The following is a 22,732-nucleotide window of genomic DNA, read 5'->3' on the forward strand; positions in this document are numbered from 1 at the left end:
TGCGTAATGGGTAACAAGCTCTTTTATCGGTCACGAGGTGCTGGACGTTCAATCCATGGTAGTGATAGAAGCTCACGGATTGACTCGATACGATATGTTGGCGTGTATTCTTTATGTCTGTCTGTCTCGGAGACCAAGACGGAGGCAATTCCGGCAGCAGTTGCACCTGCGATATCTGTTTCTGGTGAGTCCCCGACATGCACCGTAGCCGTCGAAGTAACATTGAGTGATCGAAGGGCTCGGTCAAACGGTTCTGGGTCTGGTTTCGGGGAAATGTCGTGTCCCGCGATGATCGTTTCATCAACCCACTGGGTAAGGTTTACGGCGTTGATCTTTTGCTGTTGGGCATCCGGGGCTCCGTTTGTTACGATTGCGAGTCGATATGCGTGACTGAGTTCGTCCAACACGTCCGAAACACCGGGTAGTAACTCAACCCGGGTCTGATCACGCTCTTCGTTGAATGCGTTCGCAACAGCTCGGCCACGCTGTCGATCATATCCATTTGCCGCAGCGAGCGCCGCGAAACAGTCGGATCGAAGTTCCTCCATTGAGGCACACTTCTCCGCGAACTCGTCATACCGTGCATAGTAGTCCTCAACCGAGAATAATGAGTTACAGCCAACGGCGTCAAATGCCTCCTCTAATACCTCTCCTGGCGATCTCTTGTACTGCACTAATGTCCCATCGAGATCAAAGAGAACTGCCTCAAGTTGCGTCATACTGTTGACTAACAGACTGTTCTATTTGAACGCTATTGAATTCCTACTAGCACTTAAACCGCTACTGATAGGGAAACTGCTGACGTCATCAGCTCGAACGACAGCTCACCAGTACGAAGTCCCTTCCGTACGGAGCTGTCCTGATACCGGTTGATGACCGAGTGGGTCAGATCTTATTAGGCTGGCACTGTTGGCCTTTCGTCTGCCTCGTGAACTGTATCCAGGAACTCCTCGGCGTCGAGGGCAGCCATACTCCCGGTGCCGGCGGACGTGATCGCCTGGCGGTACCGGGGGTCGGCGACGTCGCCGGCAGCGAACACGCCATCGACGCTCGTCCGGGCCGTCAGTCGGCCGACATCGTCTGCCTGCGTGAAGATGTAGCCGCTTTCGTCTCGTTCGACGGCAGTCTCATCCAGGAACCGCGTGTTCGGCGTGTGGCCCACCGCGTAGAACACGCCGCCAACATCGACGGTCTCCCGCTCGACGTCGACCCCGGACTCGGCCTTCTCCGTGGGGTAGCCATCGGGGTGGGAGACGAGCGTGGCACCGGTGACGCCCTTCTCCTGGGAGCCGTGGATGGCTTCGAGTTCCGTGTTCCACCGGAACTGGACGTCGTCGTGGTCGCGAGCACGGTCGGCCATGATCTCGGACGCACGCAGTTCCTCGCGGCGGTGGACGACCGTCACGGAATCGGCGAACTTCGCGAGGAACAACGCCTCCTCCATCGCGCTGTCGCCGCCACCAATGACGAGCACGTCGTCGCCGCGGTGGAACGCGCCGTCACAGGTCGCACACGTCGAGAGTCCATACCCCATGAGCTCGTCCTCGTTCTCGGCGCCGACCCAGCGCGCGCTCGCACCGGTCGCGACGATCAGCGCGCGCGTGTGAATCGTGTCGCCGGTCGACAGCGATAGCTCGAACGGCCTGCCGTCGAGGGCCGCGTCCTCGATGCGACCGTGTTCGAACTGAGCGCCGAACTGCTCAGCCTGCTCTTTACCGCGCTGGACGAGTTCCATGCCGCCGACGCCGTCGGGAAAGCCGAGGTAGTTCTCGACGTCGGTCGTCAGCGTGAGCTGGCCGCCCGGCTCGTCGCCCTCGAGGACGAGGGGGTCGAGGTCGGCGCGGGCCGCGTAGACCGCTGCCGAGAGGCCGGCGATTCCCGAGCCGGCGATGACGAGGTCGTGTACGTCCGTGCTCATCTAGTTCGTGTAGGAGTCGACGAGCGTTCGGAGCTGGTCTTCGCCCTGGAGGCCGACGATCTCCTCGACCTGCTCGCCGTCGGCGAACAGGACGAGCGTCGGGACGCCGCGGACGCCGTAGGCGCTTGCGAGTTGCTGGTTCGCGTCGACGTCGACCTTCGCGACCGTCGCGGCGGTCTCGGCGGCGATAGTCTCGACGGTCGGCTCGAGCATCTGGCAGGGGCCACACCAGTCGGCGTAGAAGTCCGTCAGGACGACGTTGTGCTCACTGACGAGGGCATCGAGGTCGTCGGCGCTATCGACGTGGATCGGTTCGTTCGCAGGAGTGCTGCCTGCGTCGGTTGCAGTATCGGTTGCCATCACCTGTCCCTACGGACTGCCGACCATTAAGTCTTGCTCAATTTCCACAATACTCCACACAATTCAAAGAGCAGTCTGGGGGCCACGAAGCAAGCATGGCATAAAAACCGGTGTAACACCAACGTAAGCGCAGAACGCGTCCTGCCGCGACTCATACTCGCCCCCACAATTGTAAAAACAGTGTACGTATGGGCGGACAACCCATCGCACTTCGACGTCAGTTCCACTCCGATTCGAGCGCGTCGAGCAATCCGTCGACCTCCTCCCGAGTGTTGACTGCATGGACGGATACCCGGATCGCGTTCGGGCTCGGGAGCGAGCGCACGACGAATCCCGCTGTCGCCAGTCGTTCGACCGTCGATTCGGGATCGTCGACGTCGATCGTGATGAGGCCCGACTCGGGCGGATTGGGACTGTAGAGCTGACCGTCCGGGATGCCGTCCACGAGCTGTCCGGCCAGGGTCTGGATTCGCTCCGCGATGCGATCGATTCCGATCTCGTCGATCGCATCAATCGCCTCAGCAGGGGCGACGTGGGGAGCGGGGTTCGACGAGCCGACCTCGAATCGTCGGGCACCGACCGCGAACTCGTAGGGGTCCGCCGTCGGTGTCTCAACGCTCCGGTAGCCGACCGTGTTGGGCGTGAGCGATTCAGCGACGTCGCCGTCGACGTAGAGGAAGCCACCGCCCCAGAGCCCCAAGAGCCACTTGTGGCCGGCTGCTGCGACCGCGTCAGCACCCCATTCGTCGACGTCCATTGGGAGCTGTCCCGGCACCTGTACAGCGTCGACGAGCGCGAACGCACCCGCCTCGTGGGCGATGTCGACGAGGTCGCGGACGGGCAACTGGGTGCCATGTGTCCACGTCACCGCACTGAAGCACGCAAGTCGTGCATCCTCAACGGCTTCGGCGAAGACGTCGAGATCGATTCGACCGTTTTTGGTCTCGACGACGCGAACGTCGACGCCCTGCTGTTTCAAGCGTTGCCACGGAAGCGTTCCGGCTGGGTGCTCGAGGTCGGTGCGAACGACGGTGTCGCCGGGCTCCCAGTCGATGGCGTTCGCGATGGCGTTGATGCCCGCGGTGGTGCTCTCCGTGAGTGCGATTTCGTCGTCGTCCGCACCGACGAAGGTGGCGACGCGCTCCCGTACGCGGTCGTATTCGTCGAATGCCACCTCGTAGGGGTCGTTTCGGGTATTCGTCTCGTACTCGTGTGACCGCACGAACTCGTCTGCAGCTTCGACGACGTACCGCGGGCTCGGCCCGTGAGCACCGAAGTTCAGGTAGACGTCGTCGTGCAGGGCGGGCGTGTCGGCGCGAAGTTCTCTGGGGTTCATCTCGTTCTCGAGGAGTTAGTCGTGATATCGGGCGATCAGGTCGCGGAGTGTCTGTTCGTTCTGGCCACCTCGAAGCTGTTTCACCGGTTGCCCGTCGGCGAACAGGACGAACGTGGGCGTGCTCTGGGCACCGAACTCGATCGCCGTCTCGAGGTTCGACTCGATGTCGATCGTCAGAACCGTCGCGTCGGTGTCTTCCGCGAGTGTTTCGAGAACCGGCTTCATCCGCTTGCAGGTCCCACACCACTCCGTGTAAAACTCCACGAGAGTGACGCCGCTGTCCTCGACGGCAGTCTCAAGGTCGCCATCGTCGAGTGAACCCACGCTGTCCGTCTTCGCTGTTTGTGTTGCCATTAACAGACTCTATGCACTGGATTGTTAATAGTCTTGGGCTTACTATACAATATAGGTCGGGCATGTCTTTCGTCTCAGAGCTATTGAATGAGAGTAAAGCGATGCGAGGGCCATCCGTGGATGCCACGAGCACACAATTGTCGGGTTAGATAGCCTCGTTATTCGAATCAGACATCACCGAACGTAATATTAGCACCATCCCAAATGAGACGAGTACTGCCTGTATGAGGGCCGCTGAGAACAGCGACGTTCCCAACACACTGTAGACGAGGCCTTCACAGATAGCTCCGACTCCTATGAATACGAAGCCGACAGAAACGTAGAGCATCGGATGGCTCTCACTCCGCTTGTATGCGTAGAAGGCGAGGTACGCGACCAGAAGGCTGAGAAACAGCGTAATCAGCTTGACGACGACGATTGATGGGCTGATCATGTGCTCTCCCGGAAGTTCTCCCAAAGCGAAGCGAAATTATCGGCGAGTTCATCACGTGTTTCGACGGAGAGTTCGAACTCACCGTCGGCGATTGAAACGTGGAACGCCTCGACCGTCGTCTCGAACAGCTGTTTGTGCTCTCCACCGGAGCCGATCGTCGAATGGACGGCAATGAGATCATGGCTCCGTAATGTGGAGATGCGACGGTAAATGGTCGCCAGCGACGCGTCACAGACCTCGCTAAGATCCTTTGCCGTTCGTGGCTCCTCCTCAGCTGCAAGTAGAATCGTGCGTGAGTAGTCGTCCGCAAAGACTTCGAGGAGGGACGCGGACGGATTGCCCTCACGACTCTCCATATCTCTGCATTGTGAGGTGGGCGTAAAGATTCGGTGGTTCACCCGATCCAGGTTCGTAGGCTGAGATTTTCCCGTTCAGAGAGTCGTATCGTGGTACGAGGCTTTTTGCGAATAGTGCAAACAGACAGCGTCCTTTACAGCCCGGCAACCCGAGCGATAGTACTGATGAGACGGTTTCAGAGACGGCATCTCAAAGCGGCAGTCATCAGCGTCGGGTCGTTTGTGCTGTTCGGGGTCGTCACTGGATTGATTCCCAATCCGGTCTACGTTCGGATGGTTCCCCGAACGCTGTTGGATTATCTCTTTCTCGCTCTCACTGCTGGATTCCTGGGCTTCTACGTGTTACAGCGAACAACGGAGCAGCGTGGCGACGAAAAGACTGCAACTGCGGGTGCTGTTCTCGGATTTCTAGCGTTTGGGTGCCCGATCTGCAACGCGTTTTTGCTTGCCCTGTTTAGCAGTTCCGCGCTAATGACGTACTTCGACCCGCTCCGGCCGCTTCTGGGAGTCGTGAGTGTTGCGCTCTTCGCCGGGCTTCTGTACGTTCGCTCACAACGTCCGTGTGAGTCCTGTGAGGTAGAACCGAAGCAGACGACCACACATCAGTAGACCAGTCAAATGCCAGACACTCAAACAGAAACAACCGACGAGACGGGTTCACGGCGCCGCTGGTCACTGCTCGGACTCGGTGGTGCACTGAGTCTCTGTTGTCTCTTTGCCGCTCCGGCCGCGACAGGCGCTGCCGGAGCTACCGCTGCTGGTGGTGCAACGGCGGCCCTCGGAGGCGGACTCATCCGGATACTAGTGGCGGCACTAACAGTTGGGGTTCTCGGCTTTGTATACCGATTTCGGTCAGACTCTAAATCCTGCGAAACGTGAGTCCTCTGACGAGGATGAGTCACTACTGTCCGGTCTATCCGAACATCGCCCCGCCAGGGAGATACCCGAACGACCGGAGCGAATACCACGTCACGTAGACGCCGATCACGACGAAGGCCAGACTGCCAGCGTAGCGAGCGGACTGTCCGTATCTACCAAGCGAGAGTGAACCCCCCGTAACGCGTGCGACAACACTGACACCGAGAATCAGCGTTCCCATACCCGCTCCGAATGAGCCAAACACGGCAAGTCCCTCGACCAGCCCTTCCGTCGTGAACGATGTGAGAATCATCCCCAGAAAGATCGGCAAATTACACGCTAAACTACCAACACCGTACACGATACCGAACACAAAGAAGGCTGGAATCGTTGCTGAATCTCGCTCAGGGAGGCGAACCGACTGCAGCGGAGACAGATTGTAGAAGTACATGATACCGATACCGATCAAGAGCGGCCCAACGAGGAGTTCCATCGACACGAGATACGGTTCGATCCACTGGCCGAGGAGAAGCACGACACCGCCAATAAGCAGATAGACGGTGACCACGCCGGCCGTCACGAACCCGCCGACGCGAAGTCCATCGACCACTGCACGTCGACCGAGTCCCAAGAGCATGAGGAGTGTGCCGACGACGACAACGGCGACTGGGGGATAGTAACTCCCTGTTCCGAGTTTCGCGAGTGGGACGATCAGCTCATAGCCGGGGAGCAAAACCCGAATACCGGCAACCGACATGTAGAAGAGCGGAATCGCCCCGACGAGAAACACCAGAATGCCATTAACCAGGAATGCTGTCCGGACAGGACCAGACGCGTCCGATTGGTCTGCTCGCACTGCATCTTCGCCTTGTGTATAAAAATACGAGAGGTACGCAGGGAGGAGCCCAACACTACAGGGGGCAAAGAACATCAAGACACCCGCAGCGTATGCCGCCACAAGTATCGATGATGAAGCAAACAGCGCCATCGGTCACTCACCCTCGGTAACCAAGTCGATCGTACAGTAGCGTGGGTCGCCAGCACGAGCGAGGTACCCAATCAGAAGCGCGAGGCCCCCAACACGGAGCAGGTTCCCGTGAAACGGCATCGCTGCTAATGCACCAGCGAACCCCATGAGGCCGAGAACACCCGCGCCACAGCTCGCACAGCCGGATGCGAGCAGGCCGGGAATCGCACTCGACAACCCTCTGGATCCTGAGAGTCCGACCTGAGCTACTCGACCAGCTACGTTCGTGACCGCGACGCCAGTTAAGATTGCATACCCAACAATCAGCCCGAGGCCGATGGCTCCAATTGTCGCGTACGTGTTCGCAGTGAGCGCCACGAGTGCAGTATCGAGATACCCGAAGTCGGCACCGAGCATCTGCATCGAGTACTCCGGGAATGAACTCAAAATTAGAAGGACGTAGGTTGCGACGGAGACCCCGACGAACAGGAGTCCCCGTATCGTAGACGTCAGCGGATAGGCCAGTGCTGCCAGAAGCTTGTTCGGTGTGGTGTTCGAGACGCAGGGCGATCATGCGTTCTGCACCCGTGTGATTGCTTCGTCGAATCGGTCGTATGGCTGTGCCCCGACGAGTTTGCCAGCGGTATCTACATCGCGATTGTAGAGAATGAACGCAGGCGTCCCACGGATCCCGAACTGTGCCGCCTGGCTCATATCCTTGTTAATCGACGCCTCAATCTCGCTTCGGTGGGTCTGCATACACGAATCGACAGCACTTGCATCGACACCGTCGACGCCTTGAGTGATCTCCAGGAGATTTGCTTTCGACGCCCATCCCGAGTTCTTTGAGCCCTGCTTGTCAAAGAGCGTCGAATGCCACCGCCAATACGCCTCGGGGGTGTCCTCTCTCACCTGCCGCCAGACACAGCGATCCATCACCGCCGCGGTCATCGACGCTTTGCCCATATAGGGAAACTCGATGAAGACGACCCGAACGGTGCCCGATTGGACGTGGTTCCGGATTATCTTCGGAAGCGTATTCTGCTCGAAGCGACGGCAGAAGGGGCACTGGTAGTCACTCCAGTAGTACATATCGATAGGGGCGTCTAATGGCCCCATGATCGGATGGCCCTGCAGGTCAATTTCAAACCCGGTCGTTTTCGAACTGGTATGGAACGGGGCCGCAGTCGGAACTTTCGAATCCTGGCTTGCGTCTAGCCTCGAAGCCCCGTAGACGATGCCACCACCTGCGAGGATTGTTCCGATACCGCCAAGAACCGCACGCCGTCGTGAGATCGAAGACGGAATATCCATACTTGGATTGCGCCCTCGTCATATATGGTTGAAATGGCGATTCACAGGGTCTGCAAAAATGCGCCCAGTGCGGATAGTGGGCAGCACGCTACAAGGGATTGCAATTAGAAGAAGTCCACTCGGTTTTGAAGAACACCAGTTGGAGTCTCCCCATTAAAGTAGTCAGTACAATGTATCTATGGGCGGCTACTGATCTATCTGGAACTGCCACGCAGTCGGAAGCTGTGCGTAGACGACCGCGTTGTCGACGAGCACGTCGACGGGGACGTATTCGTCGGGCGCGTGGACGGTGTCGGTTCCGAGCGCGAACTCGACAGTCGACACCCCCGCGTTTCGGAGGGTCTTGGCGTCCCCGCCGCCCGTGGCACTCCGCCGGAAGACACGCTCGCCCGTAACGTCCGCCGCCGTCGACGCGACAGCTTCGACGAGCGGACTGCCGGGAGGTTCGGCGGTCCCGACGCTCCACGAGACGTCGGCTATCGTGATACCCTCGCAGTCGGCAACACACTCCCGAATCCCCGCGAGCACGTCGGGCGTGTGGACACCCGCTGTCAACCGTACGTCGATTTCGGCGCGAGCGGACTGTGGGACGCTGTTAATCGCGTCGCCCCCCTCAAGGATGCCGAGATTGATCGAGGGATACTGGAACAGATCGCGAGCGACGTCTTCGCCCATCGACGGGCTGTAGTATTCGATGGACTCTTCGACGATCGGCTCCACGTCAGGGTCAATATCGAGTCGCTGGGTGCCGAACCGTTCGCGTAAGGTCTCCACGGCATTGTAGAGTCGGTCAATTGCGTTGACGCCGAGTACTGGCCGGGAGCCATGGGCACCCTCACCGCTGGCTTCGAGCGTCAGCCAGATACTGCCCCGGTCCGCGACCGTGACGGAGTGCCGGCCCTTCTCACAGGTCGGCTCCCCGATGACGCAGGCATCCGCGTTGAGATCCCCATTCTTCAGCAGCGCGGGCAGGCCCGCATCGCCGCCCACCTCCTCGTCGCTCACGAACGCAAACAGAAGGTCGACAGGTGGCTCAGTGTCGGTGGCTGCGAAGGCTTGAATCGTGAACAGCATCGACGCCACAGCGCCCTTCATGTCGGTTGCGCCGCGGCCGTAGACGCGGTCGTCCACACGTTCGCCTGGGGTCGTGTGCCCACGCCTCGTCGTCGAATGGAACGGTATCGAGGTGGCCGTTGTATAGGAGCGTGCGGTCCGACTCACCGGGAACCCGAACGAGCAGGTTCGGCTTCGCCGGATCGACCGCGAACTGCTCGACGTCGACGGGAAGCGGGTCGAGGAACTCCTCGATCTTGGCAACGATTTCGCGCGTATCGCCAGGTGGGTTGGCCGTATCGATTACGAGGAGATCCAGACCGAGCGCGACCAGTTCCTCGCGGTGGGTGTGCACGTACTCGGCGAGAATCCCCTCATTCATCGCTCTGAAACCGCGGCTTCGACCGTTTGGATGACTTCGTACGGGTCGTGCTCCGTATCGTTTCGAAGGGCGACAACGAGACCTGTGGTCTCCGTGACCGGCACCACGACTGTAACCACATCCTCGTAGACGCGAGCAGTCGCGCGTAACGACTGCCCGTGGTGGTTTTCGTACGCTGGAATACCGATCCCCTCCAGTTGAACGTTCTCCAGAATCGCGGTGACGTCCGCCGTCGTGTACTGGGCGGACGCAGCGCCGTCCCGGTACGGGACGCTGTACTCGCCGTTCTCGTAGGCAGCAATACCGACCAGTGACTCACCGACGGTGTCGGTCAACGGCGATTCAAGTCTTCGCGCCACGTCGGAGATCGACTGAGTACTGGCGGTCTGCTGGTCTGATGACGAGTGATTGTCGGCCATAGTGGGGTGGTTATGTGTGGTTCTCGATAACGGTGCGAAGCCGTGATTCGTCTTGCATTCCGATCAGCCGCTCGACCGGCTGCTCGTCCGCGAACAGGACTAGCGTGGGGACGCTTTGAACGCCGTACTCGGCGGCGAGCTGTTGGTTCGCGTCAATATCGACCTTTGCGACCGTCGCGTCGGTGTCGGCGGCGATAGTCTCGACGACTGGTTCGAGCATCTGGCACGGCCCACACCAGTCCGCGTAGAAGTCCACGAGCACGACGTCGTGCTCGTCGACAGTTTCAGCCAACGCGGCCTGTCCGTTGATCTGGATCGGCGTCATTGGAGTCTGCGTGGTGGCTTCGGTCGTCTGCGCTGACTCGGCTCTGTCACGAAGCTCTTCCAGTTTCCGCTGTCGAATCTCCTCTAAATTCTCCGCCATGCTGTGGTTCTTCGACACGCGACGCTTTAGTTGTTTTGTACGAATGTCACAATACTGTACTGGCGCACGGGTTCGACGTGATGCCTCGGGAAGTCAGTGAGCGAGCTGTACCTAGTCACTCCGGAGCGGGCGGTTCGTGCGTCCCGAACTCGGGGTGGGTTTCCTTCATCCAGACGTACACGATCGCTCCTGAGACGAACATCAACAGGGCTATTACGTAGAACGCGGCCTCGATGCTCAGCAACTCCATCGAGAGGCCGATGAGGATGGCGCCGACGCCGTAGCCGGTGTCCCGCCACATCCGGTAGACGCCCATTCCGGTCGCACGCCACGTCGGGTGCGCGGCGTCTCCAGGCACTGTCATCAGGTTCGGGTAGAGCAACGCCATCCCGAGCCCCGACACTCCGGAGAGTACAATCCACGGGAGGTACCCATTGACGAGGACCATCCCGAGGACGCCCGCGCCGGCGAGGAACATCCCGGCGAGGACTGGTGGTCGGCGTCCGATGCGGTCGGCGAGGCCGCCGGTCGCAATCTGGAGGAAGTACATCGCGCTGTGGACGGCGACAACGAATCCGACCGCCGCGATGCCGAGTCCCTGACTGGTGAGATACAGCGGGACGGCAAGCCAGAACAGCGTGTCGACGAACTTCTCGATGTGTCCCGCCTGGGCCGCGGCGAACAGTGTCTTGTCGCCGTAGGTCGCACGCTTCAGGACCTCGACGAACGGCAGGTTCGCGTCGTGGTGGTCGTCGTCCTCGACCTCCAACTCCGCGAGGTGGGCCGTCTCCTTGATCAGGAAGATCGAGATGAGGAACGCCAGCACGACGACAGCAGCGAGGAAGTAGAACGGCTCCGGCCGAAGGCTCGTCTGAGCGGCGATGACACCCGTCACCCAGGCGCCGACGGCGACGCCGGTGTACCCGAACGCTTCGTCGATACCGACCGCGAGGCCGCGCTGGTCGGGGCCCGCGATGTCGATTTTGGCGTTAATTGCCATACTCCAGGTCAACGCTTGGTTGATCCCCAGTAAGACGTTCCCGACAGTTATCCACGCCCAGCTCGGGGCGTAGATGAGGATGATGGGCAGCGGGAGTGCGGTCGCCCAGCCAAGGACGAGTACGGGCTTGCGGCCGTACTCGCCGCCCCATTTGCCGGCGTAGAGGTTCAGGAGGCCCTTGACAAAGCCGAAGGAGACGACGAACGAGCCGATGACGAGCAGGGACTCGACGCCGAGGACGTCACGGCCCAGTACCGGGACGACAGCCCGTTCGGACCCAATAGTCAGTCCCGTGGCGAACACCAACAGGACGTGGAGTGAGAACTGCCCGAGGTGCTCACGGATACCCTGTTTGAGGTCAGTTTCCGTACTCATGGATTACTCGGCGGCGCAGTTGTTGGGGCCCAGTTCCAGCTTGGCCAGTTCGTCGGCCGAGACCGATTCTTGTCCCACGTTCGTCCGCTTGACACGCTCGAAGTTCGGCGGATGGTCCGGAATGTCCGCTGCGAGTTCCTCGACGAATTCCTCCCGGTCGCGGCCCAGATCGTCGTTTTGGTCTTTGACTTCAGCAAGGGTCGCAGCGACTGGCGGTTCAGGGGACCCAGGGTCGTGGGCCGGCAGGACGAGCGCGTCGTCCGGTCGATCGAGCAATCGTTGGAGACTCTCGTAGAGTGTTGCCGCGTTCCGTTCGACATCGGAATCCTCGATGCCTGCTTCGACGCCAAGTTCGACGCGGCCCACACTCTCGTGGAAGAGTGTGTCGCCCGTGAGCAACGCCGCCCCCTCGATGTCGAAGGAGACGCTTCCCTCACTGTGGCCTGGCGTGTGAATGACCTCGACGTCGGCCCGTCCGACCGGTACGGCCTGGCCGTCTTCGAGGGGTGTCGCGTCGAGCGCGAGCGCGTCTTTCGGGTGAAGGTAGTAGGATGTATTGTGTCGGTCGGCGAGCTCTGCGGCTCCGGAGACGTGGTCGGCGTGGGCGTGCGTGTCGAAGACGCCGACGAGGGTGGCATCGTAATCGTCGAGGATCAGTTCGTACTCGTCGAGATAGTGCGACGGGTCGAAGACGGCGGCCTCCCCGTCCGAGACGAGAACGTGTGAAAGACAGCCCTTTCCCGGACGCGCGACCTGAACGAGCGTGCCATCGAGGTCGGCTGGTACTTCTGCGTGCCGATGGATGCGGCTCCACCCATTCATCCCATCCATGAGCGTTACTGCGTTGTAGCCCAGTTCATTGAGGACCTCTGTCGCAGTCTGGGAGACGACACCTGCGGCACAGACCGTGACAATCCGCTCCTCACGTGGAAGGTCGGAGAGGGCGTCTTTGGCCTGTTCGGGGTCGTCAGTGAGTTCGTCGTAGACGTCGACGTTGACACTCCCCGGGATATGCCAGTCCTCGAAGTCTGCTTCGTGGCGGATATCGACGACGAGAAGATTTTCGTCGCCGTCGTGTACCAGTTCGCTAACTTCGTTCGGCGGTAGTTCCTCCATCTGTGGTTCCGTGTAGCAGGGAGACCAGCAACAGGCTACTGCCGGACATGACCGGCACTGTTAATTTTGCCGAGGCCAAATGTGTTCGTATGAGTCTGTACGAGGCGTCGATCCGGGTCAAACACGAGTGTCCGTACCGGTCGATATCGGAACGCTATCCGGACTTAACGATACGCGAGTGGCCGCTGAGCGACTGCCAAGTTCTCGAAATCACAGCCGAGGAGACGCCCACCGACGAGTTAATCGATCAGCTCGGCACCGTGCTGCACGAGTCAGCGGACGAGGACGGGTATCACGTCGTTACGCAGTCCTGTCTCTGCTCGCTCGACGAATCGATTATCGACCGATTCGAGAAACATAATTGCCTGTATCAGTCCCCGACCATCTACCGACAGGGCTGGGAGCACTACACGGTGATTGCGTTTGATGGAGAAGACATCCGGGCGCTGCTCGATGACTTGCGCTCTGATAGAGAGATCGAACTCCTCTCGAAAACCTCGATTTCAGAGAAACAGGTTCCGCACAGTATGTTGGCCCCGGTCGACCAGCTCTTCGAAAACCTCACAGACCGGCAGGTGGCAGCACTCCAGTTAGCGCTCGAAACGGGCTACTACGAACAGCCACGGAAGACGTCGCTGCGTGACCTCGCCGAGCAGACGGCCGTCGCTCGGTCGACGTACGAGGAACACCTTCGAAAGGCGGAGAACAAACTCCTCACGAACGCGGGTCAGTTCCTCCGGTTAGTCACTGCGACGACGACATCGAACCCGCTACAGGTCGAAACAACCCCGCAGGAAGAACAGGCCGCCGACTAACCCGGCCGAGGAGTTGAGATGGTAGGTTTCAGGTTCTCGTCTGCTTAGTTCGCGGCGCAGTTGTTGGGGCCGAGTTCGAGCGTCTCGACGTCGCCACTAGGCTGTTCTTTGCCCCAGTTGATCTGCTTGATCTCGTTGTAGTTCGCGGGCTCGTCGGAGAGACTCTCGACGATGGTCTCGACGAACGTCTCCTCGTCGCCGTCCTCGACGTAGCTCAGCAGTTCGTTCGTCGTCTCCGCCTGCAGGTCGCCGAGCGCCGTCGCAAGCGGCCGAACCTCCTCATCACTGAAGTGACCGGGGAGGACAACCGTCTCGTCCGAGAGATCGGTTAGCGTGGTGAGGCTGTCGAATAGCCGGCTGGACGCCTCGCGAACGGCCTCCTCGGAGCCATCCTCGAGGTCAGGTCGACCGACGCTCCGCAGGAACAGCGTGTCTCCGGAGAGGAGCGCGTCGTCGAACCGGAACGAGACGCTGCCGGGCGTGTGACCGGGGGTGTGCAGCACATCGAGGGCTCGGTCGCCGACGGCAATGCTGTCTCCATCCTTGATTTCGGTGACTTCGTCGAGTTCGCCCGCATCCTCGGAGTGGAGATAGTAGGGCACGTCGAGTTCGCCGGCGAGCCGGCGGGCGCCGGAGACGTGGTCGGCGTGGGCGTGCGTGTCAGCGACCCCGATGATATCGAGGTCGTTGTCGTCCGCGACGTTCAGGTACTGGTCGATGTACTGGGTCGGGTCGACGACGACGGCTTTGTCGCCGTCGTGTGCGAGGTAGGATACACAGCCCGTCCCGGGGCGAACGATCTGGGTGATGCCGTCGGCGCTACCCACGTCGTATTCGCGGTGGACGCGTCCCCAGGCGTTCATGCCGTCGGGGATGGATTTGGCGTCGAACCCGTGTTCGCGGAGGAAGTCGGCAGCGCGGGCGGACGTGACGCCCCCGACACAGACGACAGCGATTTCTTCTTCTTCGGGGAGGTCGTCGAGATTGTCTTCCAGTCCCGAATAGTCGTACTGGAGGAGTTCGTCGTAGATGGGAACGTTCGTGCTTCCCGGAATCTGCCACTCCTCGTAGTCCTCCTCGTTGCGGACGTCGAGGACAAATACGTCCTCGGCGTCGTCTTCAGCGATGCGGCGTGCGACCTCGGACGCGTCGATATCAGTATTGCTCATTACAGCCAATACTACACAGCCAGGTGGATATAAATGTGTTGGGAGCGGGTTATTGGAGGGGACGCCTATTCCTACGGCAATGCCGGTATATCGTCCCAAAATATAATTAGTGGCTTGAAACAGACCGGTTATGGTTGATGTCTGGGTCGCCAGCTATTTCATAATTCACCCACAACTGCATAGCATGGGTCATCACACATTCGACGCTGACAAAGCGACGAAACTTGAGGACGCGGCGACACGGTATCGGTATCTCTCTCGAGAGAGCTTCTCTGGGCCCTTGATCCGGATGAAGCCGAGACCGTCGCTGATCTGGGTAGCGGAACCGGCTTCTACACAGATGCAATCGCGCCGCACGTTGGTCAGGTCTATGCAATTGATATCCAAGAGGCGATGCACGAGTACTACCGCGACAAGGGTGTTCCGGAGAACACCGAGCTCGTGACGTCTGGTGTAGATAGTCTCCCGTTCGAATCCGACGAACTAGATGCGGCAGTCTCGACGATGACGTATCACGAGTTTGCAAGTGCACAGGCACGTTCCGAACTTGCACGCGTTCTCGCTCCTGGCGGTCGCCTCGTTATCGGCGATTGGTCAGCGGACGGTGCCGGCGAAGATGGCCCGCCGTTGGAAGAACGCTTTGCTGCCGGTGAAGTGACGTCAGCACTTCGCGATGCCGGCTTCGAGATCGAGTTCCACGCAACTCGGCCGGAGACGTTCCTCGTCGTGGGTATCACCGATGAGTAGTATTGGGCCCTCGCAGCTGGACGACCGTCGATCCGACGACGACGTTTTCGTTCTCGATATTCGCCCAGAACAGGAATACCGGGAGAACCACATTTCGGGCAGCACCAACGCACCGGTCTACCGAGACCTGCAACAAGGCCGTCTCGAAGCGCTCGACTCGCATCTGGACAGGATTCCAGACGACACGGAAGTCGTCACAGTATGTAAGGCGGGTATCGTCGCTCGGAAAGCGACCGAGTACCTCGAAGACGCAGGCTACACAGCCACGACGCTTACCGGCGGATACACTGGGTGGCGACAGTACGAGCGAAATACAGTCCTGTATCGGATTACCTCATTTCTCCGAAAAATCGTCCGATAGCCGGGGGAGTGAGACGCTCCAGTGGCGAGGTCGGTTTGCACGCCGTCACGGACTGTCGCCAATTTAGGCCGATACTCTAGCTGAGGAACGCTGCGTTAACTCTCAGCGGGTGCTGCGGGTTGCGATTTGTTTCCGTACTTCTCTTCGAACTCACCGATGAGCTGGCCCATTTTCGCGTACCAGTCGTTGAGCGTCCGCTGCATCTCGCTTGTGATCTCGTCGGCGTCACGCGGATGGTAGACGTGGTAGTAGCCACCCTGCTCGTAGTTCACCTGTTCCTTCTGGATGAAGCCCGCCTGGAGCAGCCGCTGGACGCTGCGGTACGCAGTCGACCGTTCACGGTCGACCTGTTCTGCGATTTCGTCGACGGTGAGTGGTTCCTGGCGGTCCTGAAGCAGCTGGAAGATGTCCTTGTCGATCGTCTTGAGGTCGTGGAAACACTCCAGCAGTCCCTCACACTGCATGTCCCGCCGGAGCATCTCATTCATTGATTCAGCCATTACTAACGGAGTGTAGGTGTTAGAGCCTCAAAAGTGTTTGCATAGTCGGCACAATACTGTACCGACCTACGACGTGGTGAGCCGGCACCACGTCCCGGTCCGGTCGTCCCGGAGCCGGCAGACGGCGGCGAGGACGACGGCGCCACTGACGAGCAGCGCCGCGCCGAAGATGAGTACCGTGCTCAGCGTGTTGAGCAGGTCGATCCCGTAGACCGTCCCGAGTTTGTTCGACGCGACGGCGAGACTCCCCGCGAGCAGCATCGCCGCGAAGTAGCCCTTGATCTCGTCCTCGTCGACGAGGTTCGTCGCACCCGCCCCGACGCGAGCCCCGAGCGCGCTCCCGACGAGCAGGAACGCGACGACGGGCAGCGCGACCGAGCCCGACTGGGCATAGGTGAACGCACCGAACGCGCCCGAGATCGTGATCTGGAGGATGTCAGTTCCTACGGCGATTGCAGCAGGAACCCCGAGCCCGTACATCATCGCCGGCATGAGGAGGAACCCGCCGCCGACGCCGAGGAAGCCCGAGAGGACGCCGATGACGAGCCCCACGGCGAAGATAATCGTCCCCGAGACGCGGACGCCGCCGCGTAACGTCACCATCGGGGGGATGTGAATCGATTGGACGCGGTCCGCGAGGTCGCTACTCGTCTCGGTATCGTCGTCGTCGTCGGACCACGCGTCCCGGAGCGTGAGCAGCCCCACAGCGGCGAGCAGGCCGACGTAGGCGACGTTGATGATGAGGTCGGCCATTCCGGTGGCTTCGAGGAAGAACACGACGCTCTTCCCGCCCTCGATGCCGATGGTCATCGCGACGGTCATGATCGCTGCGAGCTTGTAGTCGACCTGGCCGTGGTCGCGGTGGCGGAGCGCGCCGATGACGCTCGTCCCGAACACGAACGCGAGCCCGCTTCCGACGGCGACTGTCGATGGATAGCCCATCACGAGTAGTGCAGGTGTGACGAGGAACGACCCGCCCATACCGAAGAACCCGAACAGGGTCCCGATGAGCAGGCCGAACCCGACGAACACCGCGACCATCGTAAGGCTCAGACCGAGGATCGCCACGGTTAGTCACCTCCGAGGGCGTCGATGACGGTCGCGCCGACCGTGTTACTAAGCAGGCCGTACGCCAGGTACAGCACGAAGGCTTCCGCGAGGACGACCCCAACGGTGGCGACAGCCTGCGCGGGCCCACTCAAATTCTCGAGTCCGAACATCTTACACGACCCCCATAGTCTTGTTTCTAAACCCAGTTACCGTACAATACTGTTGCCGGACGGCGGTGTCTGTGAGCTGTGATGGCATGATTAGGTTCCCTCCTCGCTGCCCATCAGCGAGCGGACGTATCCCTGTGCGTACGCGCCGAGGAACATCCCGCCGATGGCCCACAGGATCGGATAGTTCCCGACGCCGAAGCTCGCGTAGGCGGCGCCAGGACAGATTCCTGAGAGCCCCAGCCGACGCCGAAGATCACGCCTCCGACGACGACGTTGCGGTCGAACTCCTTCACGCGGCGCGTGTACTCGCTCGCTGTGAGCGGCGCACGATCGAGGTAGCGCGTTGCGACGGCGAACGTGATGCCGGTGACGACGGCGGCCCCACCCATCACGAAGACGAGTCCGAAGTCGTCGAACTGGAGGAAGTCCAGCACGACCTCGGGACGCGCCATGCCGCTGACGGCGAGACCGAGGCCGAATATCAGCCCCCCGACGTAGATGACGGGAAGGAACCATGGGCTTCGCGTCTCGTTGCTCATGGTGTCACCCCCAGTGCTTGGACGAGTTGCGCGGTTCCGATGGCGAACGCCATGAACGTCGCGACGTTCACGAACGACGTGTTCGAGAGGGAGCCGACGCCACAGACGCCGTGGCCAGACGTACAGCCCTTCCCGAGGCGGGTGCCGACGCCGACGAGCACGCCGCCGCCGAGCAGCCGCCACCACTGGACGTCAGTCGTCCAGATCGTTGGGTCGGGCGCGAGGACGAGCCCCCAGAGAGCTGCGCCACTGACGATACCGAGTGTGAACACGACCCGCCAGCCGCGCGACTGGATATACTTGAAGCGGTTGAACCGCTCGACGTCGGAGACGTACGACAGCGTGGATTCGAGGAACGTGCTCGCGCCCGCGATGATGCCCGTCGCGAGGTAGATAACTGCCGCGCCGAGGCCGACGAGGAGGCCGCCGACGAGGTACGGCAGTATCCCGCGGGGGAAGGGCGTCTCGAGCACGAGCGGTGCGAGAAGTGGCTCCATCGTTAGTTAGTCATCGCCTCTTCGCTCGCGGCGCAGTTGTTCGGGCCGAGCTCCAGCTCGAAGGCTTCCTCGTCGTCGGGAGACTGCTGGCCGAGGTTCGTCGCGATGATGTCCTCGTAATTCGCCGGCTGCGGCGGCATGTCCGAAACGATGAACTCGACGAACTCGTCTTCGTCCATGGTGAGCGCGTCCATCCGCTCGACCAGGTCGCCGAGTTCCGCGGTGTAGGTGCCGTCGTCGTTCGGCGTCGCCGCGTCGCTGAAGTGTGCCGGTGCGACGACCGTTTCGTCGGGGAGGGGAAGGATCTGTTCCTGGAGGCTCTCGTAGAGCGTGCGGGCCGCGTCCTTGGCCGCCTCGGGGTCTTCGAGGTCGGGGCGCGCGACGCTCTCGGTGAACAGGCCGTCCCCCGTGAACAGTACGTCGCCGACCTTGTACGCGGTCATCCCGGTCGTGTGGCCGGGCGTGGCGATGGTCTCGATTTCGACGTCGCCGACGGAGAGTGTGTCGCCGTCGGTGACTGTCTCGTAGGCCAGGCCGTAGTCGACACCGCGCTCGGCGGCGGCCGCGGGGAGGACGGCCGTCGCGTCCGTCTCCGTGGCGAGGTCGCGGACGCCCGAGATGTGGTCGGCGTGGATGTGCGTGTCGAGCGCGTACACGATGTCTGCGCCTATCGCTCGCGCGTCCTGTTCGTACTCGTCGGTGAATGCACGGAGCGGGTCGACGACCGCCGCTTCGCCGTCCGAGGCGACGAGGTAGGCGAGACAGCCGCTGGAGGGACGGCGGTACTGGGCGACCGTGGCGTCGACGTCCACGTCGAGTTCCTGGTACTCGTAGATGCGCGCCCAGCCCTTCATGCCGCGTTCGAGGTGGTCGACGTCGTAGCCGGCGTCCTCGAGGTTGTCCGCGACGAGTTCGCTCGATCCGCCCTTCGCACAGAGCGCGGTGATCCGGCGGTCGTCGGGGAGCTGTTCGTGGAGGTCCTCCGGGATCTCGTCGAGCAGCTCGAAGTATGGGTAGTTGACGACGTCGACGTTCTCGCCGTCTATGTGCCATTCCTCGAAGTCGCTTTCGGAGCGTGCGTCGAGGATGAACACGTTCTCGCCGCTATCGATGCGTTGCTTCAGCTCTGCAGGTGTGGTTGATGCGACCGTTTCGTCCACTTCGGGATCTTCCGCTTCGGTCATCGTCAGTCCCCTCTATCGACTGCTCGCAAATAAGGCTTTGTATAGTAGTTCAACTATAGTACAACACTCTATTGGTCAAAAACCACTATTAGGGCTACTGAGAGGAGTTATACTTGGACAGAAGGTAGTGTGTTGTGGGCTAAGGGAATTACTATCGACATCCTTTTCTAACTCCACCCAATATTGGGGAGTGAAGTCACTACCATGACACAGTACGAAGCCACTGAAACTCTCGACGTGAAAGGCGAAAACTGTCCGATGCCCGTTGTCAAGACGAAGCAGAACATCGACCAGCTCGCCGAGGGCGAGATTCTCGAGGTCCTCGCGACCGACCCGGGGAGCATGAGCGATCTCGGCGGCTGGGCGGACACGACCGACGGCGTCGAACTCGTCGACCAGCAGGAGGGCGACGACGTGTACACGCACTACGTGCGCAAGACGGAGTAAACCAATGGAGAAAATCGGAATCATCGTCGACAACGACAGCCCGAAGAACCTCGCGATGGCGATGAACCTCGGCCACACGGCGCTCGCCTCCGACACCGAGGTTCTCGTCTACTTCACCTTCGATGGACTCACCCATCTCCTCGAAGGTGAGAACGACCTCTCGGAGATTGAGCCACTGCTCGAGGAGGGGATGCCAAACCCGTACGACCTCCTCGACGCACTGGTGGCTGATGGTGGCGATCTCGTCACGACAGTCGCGTGCACGACGACCCTCGACATGCTCGAATGGGACCAGGACGCCATCGATGAGACTGTCACGACCAAGTTCGCGGGTGCGGCTACGTTCCTCGATGAAGTCGAGAACGCCGATCAGGTGTTCACGTTCTAACGATGAGTACGAATACGTCACAACTACAAGGTGAGGACGTACCCTCCCGTGCGGAACTCGCCGCCCGCATCGACGAGTTGGAGACTGAACTCGCCGCGGCGACGGAGGACGATAGTGACCCGAAGATGTCGATTATCGCGACGAAGGGTACGCTGGACATGGCATACCCGCCGCTCATCCTCGCGAGTACGGCAGCCGCGTTCGGCTACGAGGTTACGGTCTTCCACACGTTCTGGGGACTCGACATCCTCCACGAGGAACGCTCCAAGAACCTGCAGTTGAGTTCGGTCGGCAACCCGAACATGCCGGTGCCGAATGCCGTCGCTGCGCTTCCCGGGATGGACCGCGTGACGACGAAGATGATGGAGAAGAAGATCGACGACAACGACACGGCCACCATCGAGGAACTCATCGACACGTCTCTCGACATGGGCGTGGAGTTCCAGGCTTGTCAGATGACCATCGACCTCATGGACTACAACGAGGATGATTTCTACGACGGTGTGACGACCGGCGTCGGTGCCGCCACCGCCATCCAAGACATGGCCGACGCGGACATCCAGCTTCTCATCTAATGCATATCGGGCTCAACTGTTGGTGAACGCGGGTAGAACTCGTTTTTCGCCAGTTTCCGATTGAGCCACCTCCCCGAGTACGGTCCGTCTCTGGTGAACCCCGGACACAATACCTAATAGCGAGGTGGCTAAATTGAGTAGTATGTCCTATACTCTGGACAAGCGTGTCGACGGTGAATTCGATAACGTCGTCGAACGGACGACGAATGCACTGTCAGAGGAGGGGTTCGGGGTTCTCTGTGATATCGACGTCCAACAGACGCTCAAGAAGAAACTAGACGAAGACTTCCGCCAGTATCGAATTCTTGGCGCCTGCAATCCCCGCTTGCGCAGCAGGCTCTCGAGGAGGAGCTTCAGTTGGGAGCGCTTCTGCCCTGTAACGTCGTCGTGTATGAGACGGACGAGGGCGAAATCGGCGTGAGCGCAGTCGACCCGGAGGTTATGCTCTCCGTGGTTGATAACCCTGAACTGGACTCGGTTGCAGCGGAGGTTCGGGAGCGATTCGAACGTGTCCTCAGCGAACTCTCAGACGCCTAATCGCACGATAGCCGAACAGTAATATGCTCACTTCTACGTGCTATCCATGACGGGTCCCGCCTCTGAGGATGTCGACCCAACTGACCCCGAGTATCGGAATATCGGGGAAGGGTTACTAGACGAGGAGATGGGGCCCAGTTCCGCGATGGCGCACCTGTATCGCGGCGAGATTCATCGGATGGCTGGCGCGAGCGCCTCGACCGGACAACAAACTGGGCGGTCATCGTCATGGCCGCAATCATCACATGGGCGTTTTCAAGTCCGAACAATCCACATTACATCCTCCTCATCGGCGTGGCGACGCTCTCAGTCTTCCTCGTGATTGAGGCGCGTCGCTATCGTGGGTACGAAATCTGGCGTACTCGGGTTCGGATTCTCCAGGAGAACGTCTGGGCGTACGGCCTCGACCCCTCAGCGGGCGTCGTGGACCCGGACTGGCGAGCAAAGCTCAGCGAAGATTATCGTACGCCGACCATCAAAATCAGCGCCGAAGAGGCAATCGCTCACCGCCTCCGACGCGTGTACCTGCCACTATTTGGAGTGCTGCTTGCTGCGTGGCTTGTCCGTATTACCGCATTCTCTCCCGAACCGTGGGTGGAGAGTGCAGCAATCGGCATGATTTCGGGTGTCGTTATTCTTGTTACTGTTGGACTCTTCTACCTTACCGCCATTATCATCGGGTGTCGGCCGCGGACATGGCATGCGAAAGGCGAACTCCGAGCAGAGGATCTCCGGGAACAGCGACGCAAATGAGAGCGGTTGTTTCATCACTCGAACGACGAGTCGGAATTTCACGCCCGTGCCGTCGGGAATATTGCAAATCTCTAGAACGGCGAAACCATCGATGCCGAAGCTGTCGTGCTTATTGCAAATAGCAGCGGTTGGAACTCCTGAAATCGATGTCACAGCAGCGCGAGCAAATCATGGATTTGATTGACCGTGGCGTGACAGTCAAGCAATGCAGCAATACGATCGAAGGCACCGATATCTCAGAAGACGATCTCATCGAAGGCGTCGAACTCGTGTCGTCTGGCGTTGGCGAGTTAACGCGCCTTCAGAACGAGGGATATACGTACATCAAACCCTAA

General features: G+C 60.2%; 27 protein-coding genes and 5 pseudogenes. 10 read left to right on the forward strand and 22 right to left on the reverse strand.

The window, feature by feature from the left end; all coding sequences use genetic code 11:
- Positions 1-23: 23 nt before the first annotated feature.
- From P0Y33_RS16970 to P0Y33_RS17000, 7 genes are all read right to left on the reverse strand, one after another.
- Positions 24-719, reverse strand: a complete 696-nt coding sequence (locus P0Y33_RS16970) for an HAD family hydrolase (RefSeq protein ID WP_279530238.1) — start codon at positions 717-719, stop codon at positions 24-26.
- Positions 720-895: 176 nt separating this feature from the next.
- Positions 896-1,918 (reverse strand): NAD(P)/FAD-dependent oxidoreductase, encoded by a 1,023-nt coding sequence (locus P0Y33_RS16975; RefSeq protein WP_279530266.1) that lies wholly within the window; start codon positions 1,916-1,918, stop codon positions 896-898.
- Complete coding sequence (gene trxA, locus P0Y33_RS16980; RefSeq protein WP_279530239.1) at positions 1,919-2,278, reverse strand: thioredoxin; 360 nt, start codon at positions 2,276-2,278, stop codon at positions 1,919-1,921.
- Positions 2,279-2,495: 217 nt separating this feature from the next.
- Positions 2,496-3,614, reverse strand: a complete 1,119-nt coding sequence (locus P0Y33_RS16985) for an aminotransferase class V-fold PLP-dependent enzyme (RefSeq protein WP_279530267.1) — start codon at positions 3,612-3,614, stop codon at positions 2,496-2,498.
- Between the two features lie 15 nt (positions 3,615-3,629).
- Complete coding sequence (locus P0Y33_RS16990; protein WP_279530240.1) at positions 3,630-3,968, reverse strand: thioredoxin family protein; 339 nt, start codon at positions 3,966-3,968, stop codon at positions 3,630-3,632.
- Positions 3,969-4,113: 145 nt separating this feature from the next.
- Positions 4,114-4,401, reverse strand: a complete 288-nt coding sequence (locus P0Y33_RS16995) for a DUF7521 family protein (RefSeq protein WP_382215707.1) — start codon at positions 4,399-4,401, stop codon at positions 4,114-4,116.
- The gene (locus P0Y33_RS17000) at positions 4,398-4,757 is read right to left on the reverse strand and encodes a winged helix-turn-helix domain-containing protein (RefSeq protein WP_058984935.1); all 360 of its coding nucleotides are present in this window, start codon (positions 4,755-4,757) and stop codon (positions 4,398-4,400) included. The genes P0Y33_RS16995 and P0Y33_RS17000 overlap by 4 nt, the downstream gene beginning before the upstream one ends.
- Before the next feature lie 165 nt (positions 4,758-4,922).
- On the opposite strand from P0Y33_RS17000, the gene P0Y33_RS17005 reads away from it, so the two are divergent.
- Positions 4,923-5,366, forward strand: coding sequence for a hypothetical protein (locus tag P0Y33_RS17005; RefSeq protein WP_279530344.1), 444 nt, complete (start codon positions 4,923-4,925; stop codon positions 5,364-5,366).
- A 304-nt stretch (positions 5,367-5,670) separates the two neighbouring features.
- Here the strand turns inward: P0Y33_RS17005 and P0Y33_RS17010 are convergent, their stop codons facing one another.
- The 8 genes and pseudogenes from P0Y33_RS17010 to P0Y33_RS17045 all read right to left on the reverse strand — a co-directional run bounded on the left by P0Y33_RS17010 (position 5,671) and on the right by P0Y33_RS17045 (position 12,665).
- Positions 5,671-6,603 (reverse strand): cytochrome c biogenesis CcdA family protein, encoded by a 933-nt coding sequence (locus P0Y33_RS17010; protein ID WP_279530241.1) that lies wholly within the window; start codon positions 6,601-6,603, stop codon positions 5,671-5,673.
- A 3-nt stretch (positions 6,604-6,606) separates the two neighbouring features.
- Positions 6,607-7,005 (reverse strand): hypothetical protein, encoded by a 399-nt coding sequence (locus P0Y33_RS17015; RefSeq protein WP_321170516.1) that lies wholly within the window; start codon positions 7,003-7,005, stop codon positions 6,607-6,609.
- 147 nt (positions 7,006-7,152) lie between these two features.
- Positions 7,153-7,896, reverse strand: coding sequence for a DsbA family protein (locus P0Y33_RS17020; protein WP_279530243.1), 744 nt, complete (start codon positions 7,894-7,896; stop codon positions 7,153-7,155).
- 186 nt (positions 7,897-8,082) lie between these two features.
- A pseudogene (locus P0Y33_RS17025) lies at positions 8,083-9,331 on the reverse strand (M20 family metallopeptidase).
- On the reverse strand, positions 9,328-9,750 hold the full coding sequence (locus tag P0Y33_RS17030; protein WP_279530268.1) for a hypothetical protein: 423 nt from the start codon (positions 9,748-9,750) through the stop codon (positions 9,328-9,330). Before P0Y33_RS17030 ends, P0Y33_RS17025 begins: the two are co-directional and overlap by 4 nt.
- Positions 9,751-9,760: 10 nt before the next feature.
- Complete coding sequence (trxA, locus tag P0Y33_RS17035) at positions 9,761-10,174, reverse strand: thioredoxin (RefSeq protein WP_279530246.1); 414 nt, start codon at positions 10,172-10,174, stop codon at positions 9,761-9,763.
- 115 nt (positions 10,175-10,289) lie between these two features.
- The gene (locus P0Y33_RS17040) at positions 10,290-11,549 is read right to left on the reverse strand and encodes an MFS transporter (RefSeq protein WP_279530247.1); all 1,260 of its coding nucleotides are present in this window, start codon (positions 11,547-11,549) and stop codon (positions 10,290-10,292) included.
- Between the two features lie 3 nt (positions 11,550-11,552).
- On the reverse strand, positions 11,553-12,665 hold the full coding sequence (locus P0Y33_RS17045; protein ID WP_279530269.1) for an MBL fold metallo-hydrolase: 1,113 nt from the start codon (positions 12,663-12,665) through the stop codon (positions 11,553-11,555).
- A gap of 89 nt (positions 12,666-12,754) precedes the next feature.
- Between P0Y33_RS17045 and P0Y33_RS17050 the strand changes: the two genes are divergently transcribed.
- Entirely contained in the window at positions 12,755-13,480 is a 726-nt protein-coding gene (locus P0Y33_RS17050) for a helix-turn-helix domain-containing protein (protein ID WP_279530249.1), read from the forward strand.
- Between the two features lie 44 nt (positions 13,481-13,524).
- Here P0Y33_RS17050 and P0Y33_RS17055 read toward each other — a convergent pair whose 3' ends face one another.
- Positions 13,525-14,649, reverse strand: a complete 1,125-nt coding sequence (locus P0Y33_RS17055) for an MBL fold metallo-hydrolase (protein ID WP_279530250.1) — start codon at positions 14,647-14,649, stop codon at positions 13,525-13,527.
- Between the two features lie 184 nt (positions 14,650-14,833).
- Between P0Y33_RS17055 and P0Y33_RS17060 the strand changes: the two are divergent.
- Positions 14,834-15,396: pseudogene (locus P0Y33_RS17060) on the forward strand (class I SAM-dependent methyltransferase).
- Positions 15,389-15,757 carry a rhodanese-like domain-containing protein gene (locus P0Y33_RS17065; RefSeq protein WP_279530251.1) on the forward strand — a complete coding sequence of 123 codons (369 nt, stop codon included), beginning with the start codon at positions 15,389-15,391 and terminating at the stop codon, positions 15,755-15,757. The pseudogene P0Y33_RS17060 and the gene P0Y33_RS17065 overlap by 8 nt, the downstream one beginning before the upstream one ends.
- Positions 15,758-15,852: 95 nt before the next feature.
- Here the strand turns inward: P0Y33_RS17065 and P0Y33_RS17070 are convergent, their stop codons facing one another.
- The 6 genes and pseudogenes from P0Y33_RS17070 to P0Y33_RS17095 form a co-directional block, all read right to left on the reverse strand.
- A complete protein-coding gene (locus P0Y33_RS17070) occupies positions 15,853-16,257 on the reverse strand; it encodes a helix-turn-helix domain-containing protein (RefSeq protein ID WP_279530252.1) in 405 nt (134 codons plus the stop codon).
- 66 nt (positions 16,258-16,323) lie between these two features.
- Entirely contained in the window at positions 16,324-17,298 is a 975-nt protein-coding gene (locus tag P0Y33_RS17075) for a sulfite exporter TauE/SafE family protein (protein WP_279530346.1), read from the reverse strand.
- 29 nt (positions 17,299-17,327) lie between these two features.
- Positions 17,328-17,477 (reverse strand): DUF7512 family protein, encoded by a 150-nt coding sequence (locus P0Y33_RS17080; RefSeq protein WP_279530253.1) that lies wholly within the window; start codon positions 17,475-17,477, stop codon positions 17,328-17,330.
- Positions 17,478-17,567: 90 nt separating this feature from the next.
- Positions 17,568-18,016: pseudogene (locus tag P0Y33_RS17085) on the reverse strand (DUF6691 family protein).
- Positions 18,013-18,513, reverse strand: coding sequence for a YeeE/YedE family protein (locus P0Y33_RS17090; RefSeq protein WP_279530270.1), 501 nt, complete (start codon positions 18,511-18,513; stop codon positions 18,013-18,015). Before P0Y33_RS17090 ends, P0Y33_RS17085 begins: the two are co-directional and overlap by 4 nt.
- Positions 18,514-18,515: 2 nt before the next feature.
- Positions 18,516-19,697, reverse strand: a complete 1,182-nt coding sequence (locus P0Y33_RS17095) for an MBL fold metallo-hydrolase (protein WP_279530255.1) — start codon at positions 19,695-19,697, stop codon at positions 18,516-18,518.
- A 204-nt stretch (positions 19,698-19,901) separates the two neighbouring features.
- On the opposite strand from P0Y33_RS17095, the gene P0Y33_RS17100 reads away from it, so the two are divergent.
- From P0Y33_RS17100 to P0Y33_RS17125, 6 genes and pseudogenes are all read left to right on the forward strand, one after another.
- Positions 19,902-20,144: a sulfurtransferase TusA family protein gene (locus tag P0Y33_RS17100; RefSeq protein ID WP_058984917.1), complete on the forward strand. Its 243-nt coding sequence runs from the start codon at positions 19,902-19,904 to the stop codon at positions 20,142-20,144.
- Positions 20,145-20,148: 4 nt separating this feature from the next.
- On the forward strand, positions 20,149-20,532 hold the full coding sequence (locus P0Y33_RS17105) for a DsrE family protein (RefSeq protein WP_279530256.1): 384 nt from the start codon (positions 20,149-20,151) through the stop codon (positions 20,530-20,532).
- A 2-nt stretch (positions 20,533-20,534) separates the two neighbouring features.
- Positions 20,535-21,107, forward strand: coding sequence for a DsrE/DsrF/DrsH-like family protein (locus P0Y33_RS17110; protein WP_279530257.1), 573 nt, complete (start codon positions 20,535-20,537; stop codon positions 21,105-21,107).
- A gap of 142 nt (positions 21,108-21,249) precedes the next feature.
- Positions 21,250-21,644, forward strand: a pseudogene (locus P0Y33_RS17115) (DUF302 domain-containing protein).
- A 46-nt stretch (positions 21,645-21,690) separates the two neighbouring features.
- Positions 21,691-22,397: pseudogene (locus P0Y33_RS17120) on the forward strand (DUF2270 domain-containing protein).
- 170 nt (positions 22,398-22,567) lie between these two features.
- The gene (locus P0Y33_RS17125; protein WP_279530347.1) at positions 22,568-22,732 is read left to right on the forward strand and encodes a DsrE family protein; all 165 of its coding nucleotides are present in this window, start codon (positions 22,568-22,570) and stop codon (positions 22,730-22,732) included.

Source organism: Halospeciosus flavus, assembly GCF_029814175.1.
GTDB lineage: Archaea > Halobacteriota > Halobacteria > Halobacteriales > Halobacteriaceae > Halospeciosus > Halospeciosus flavus.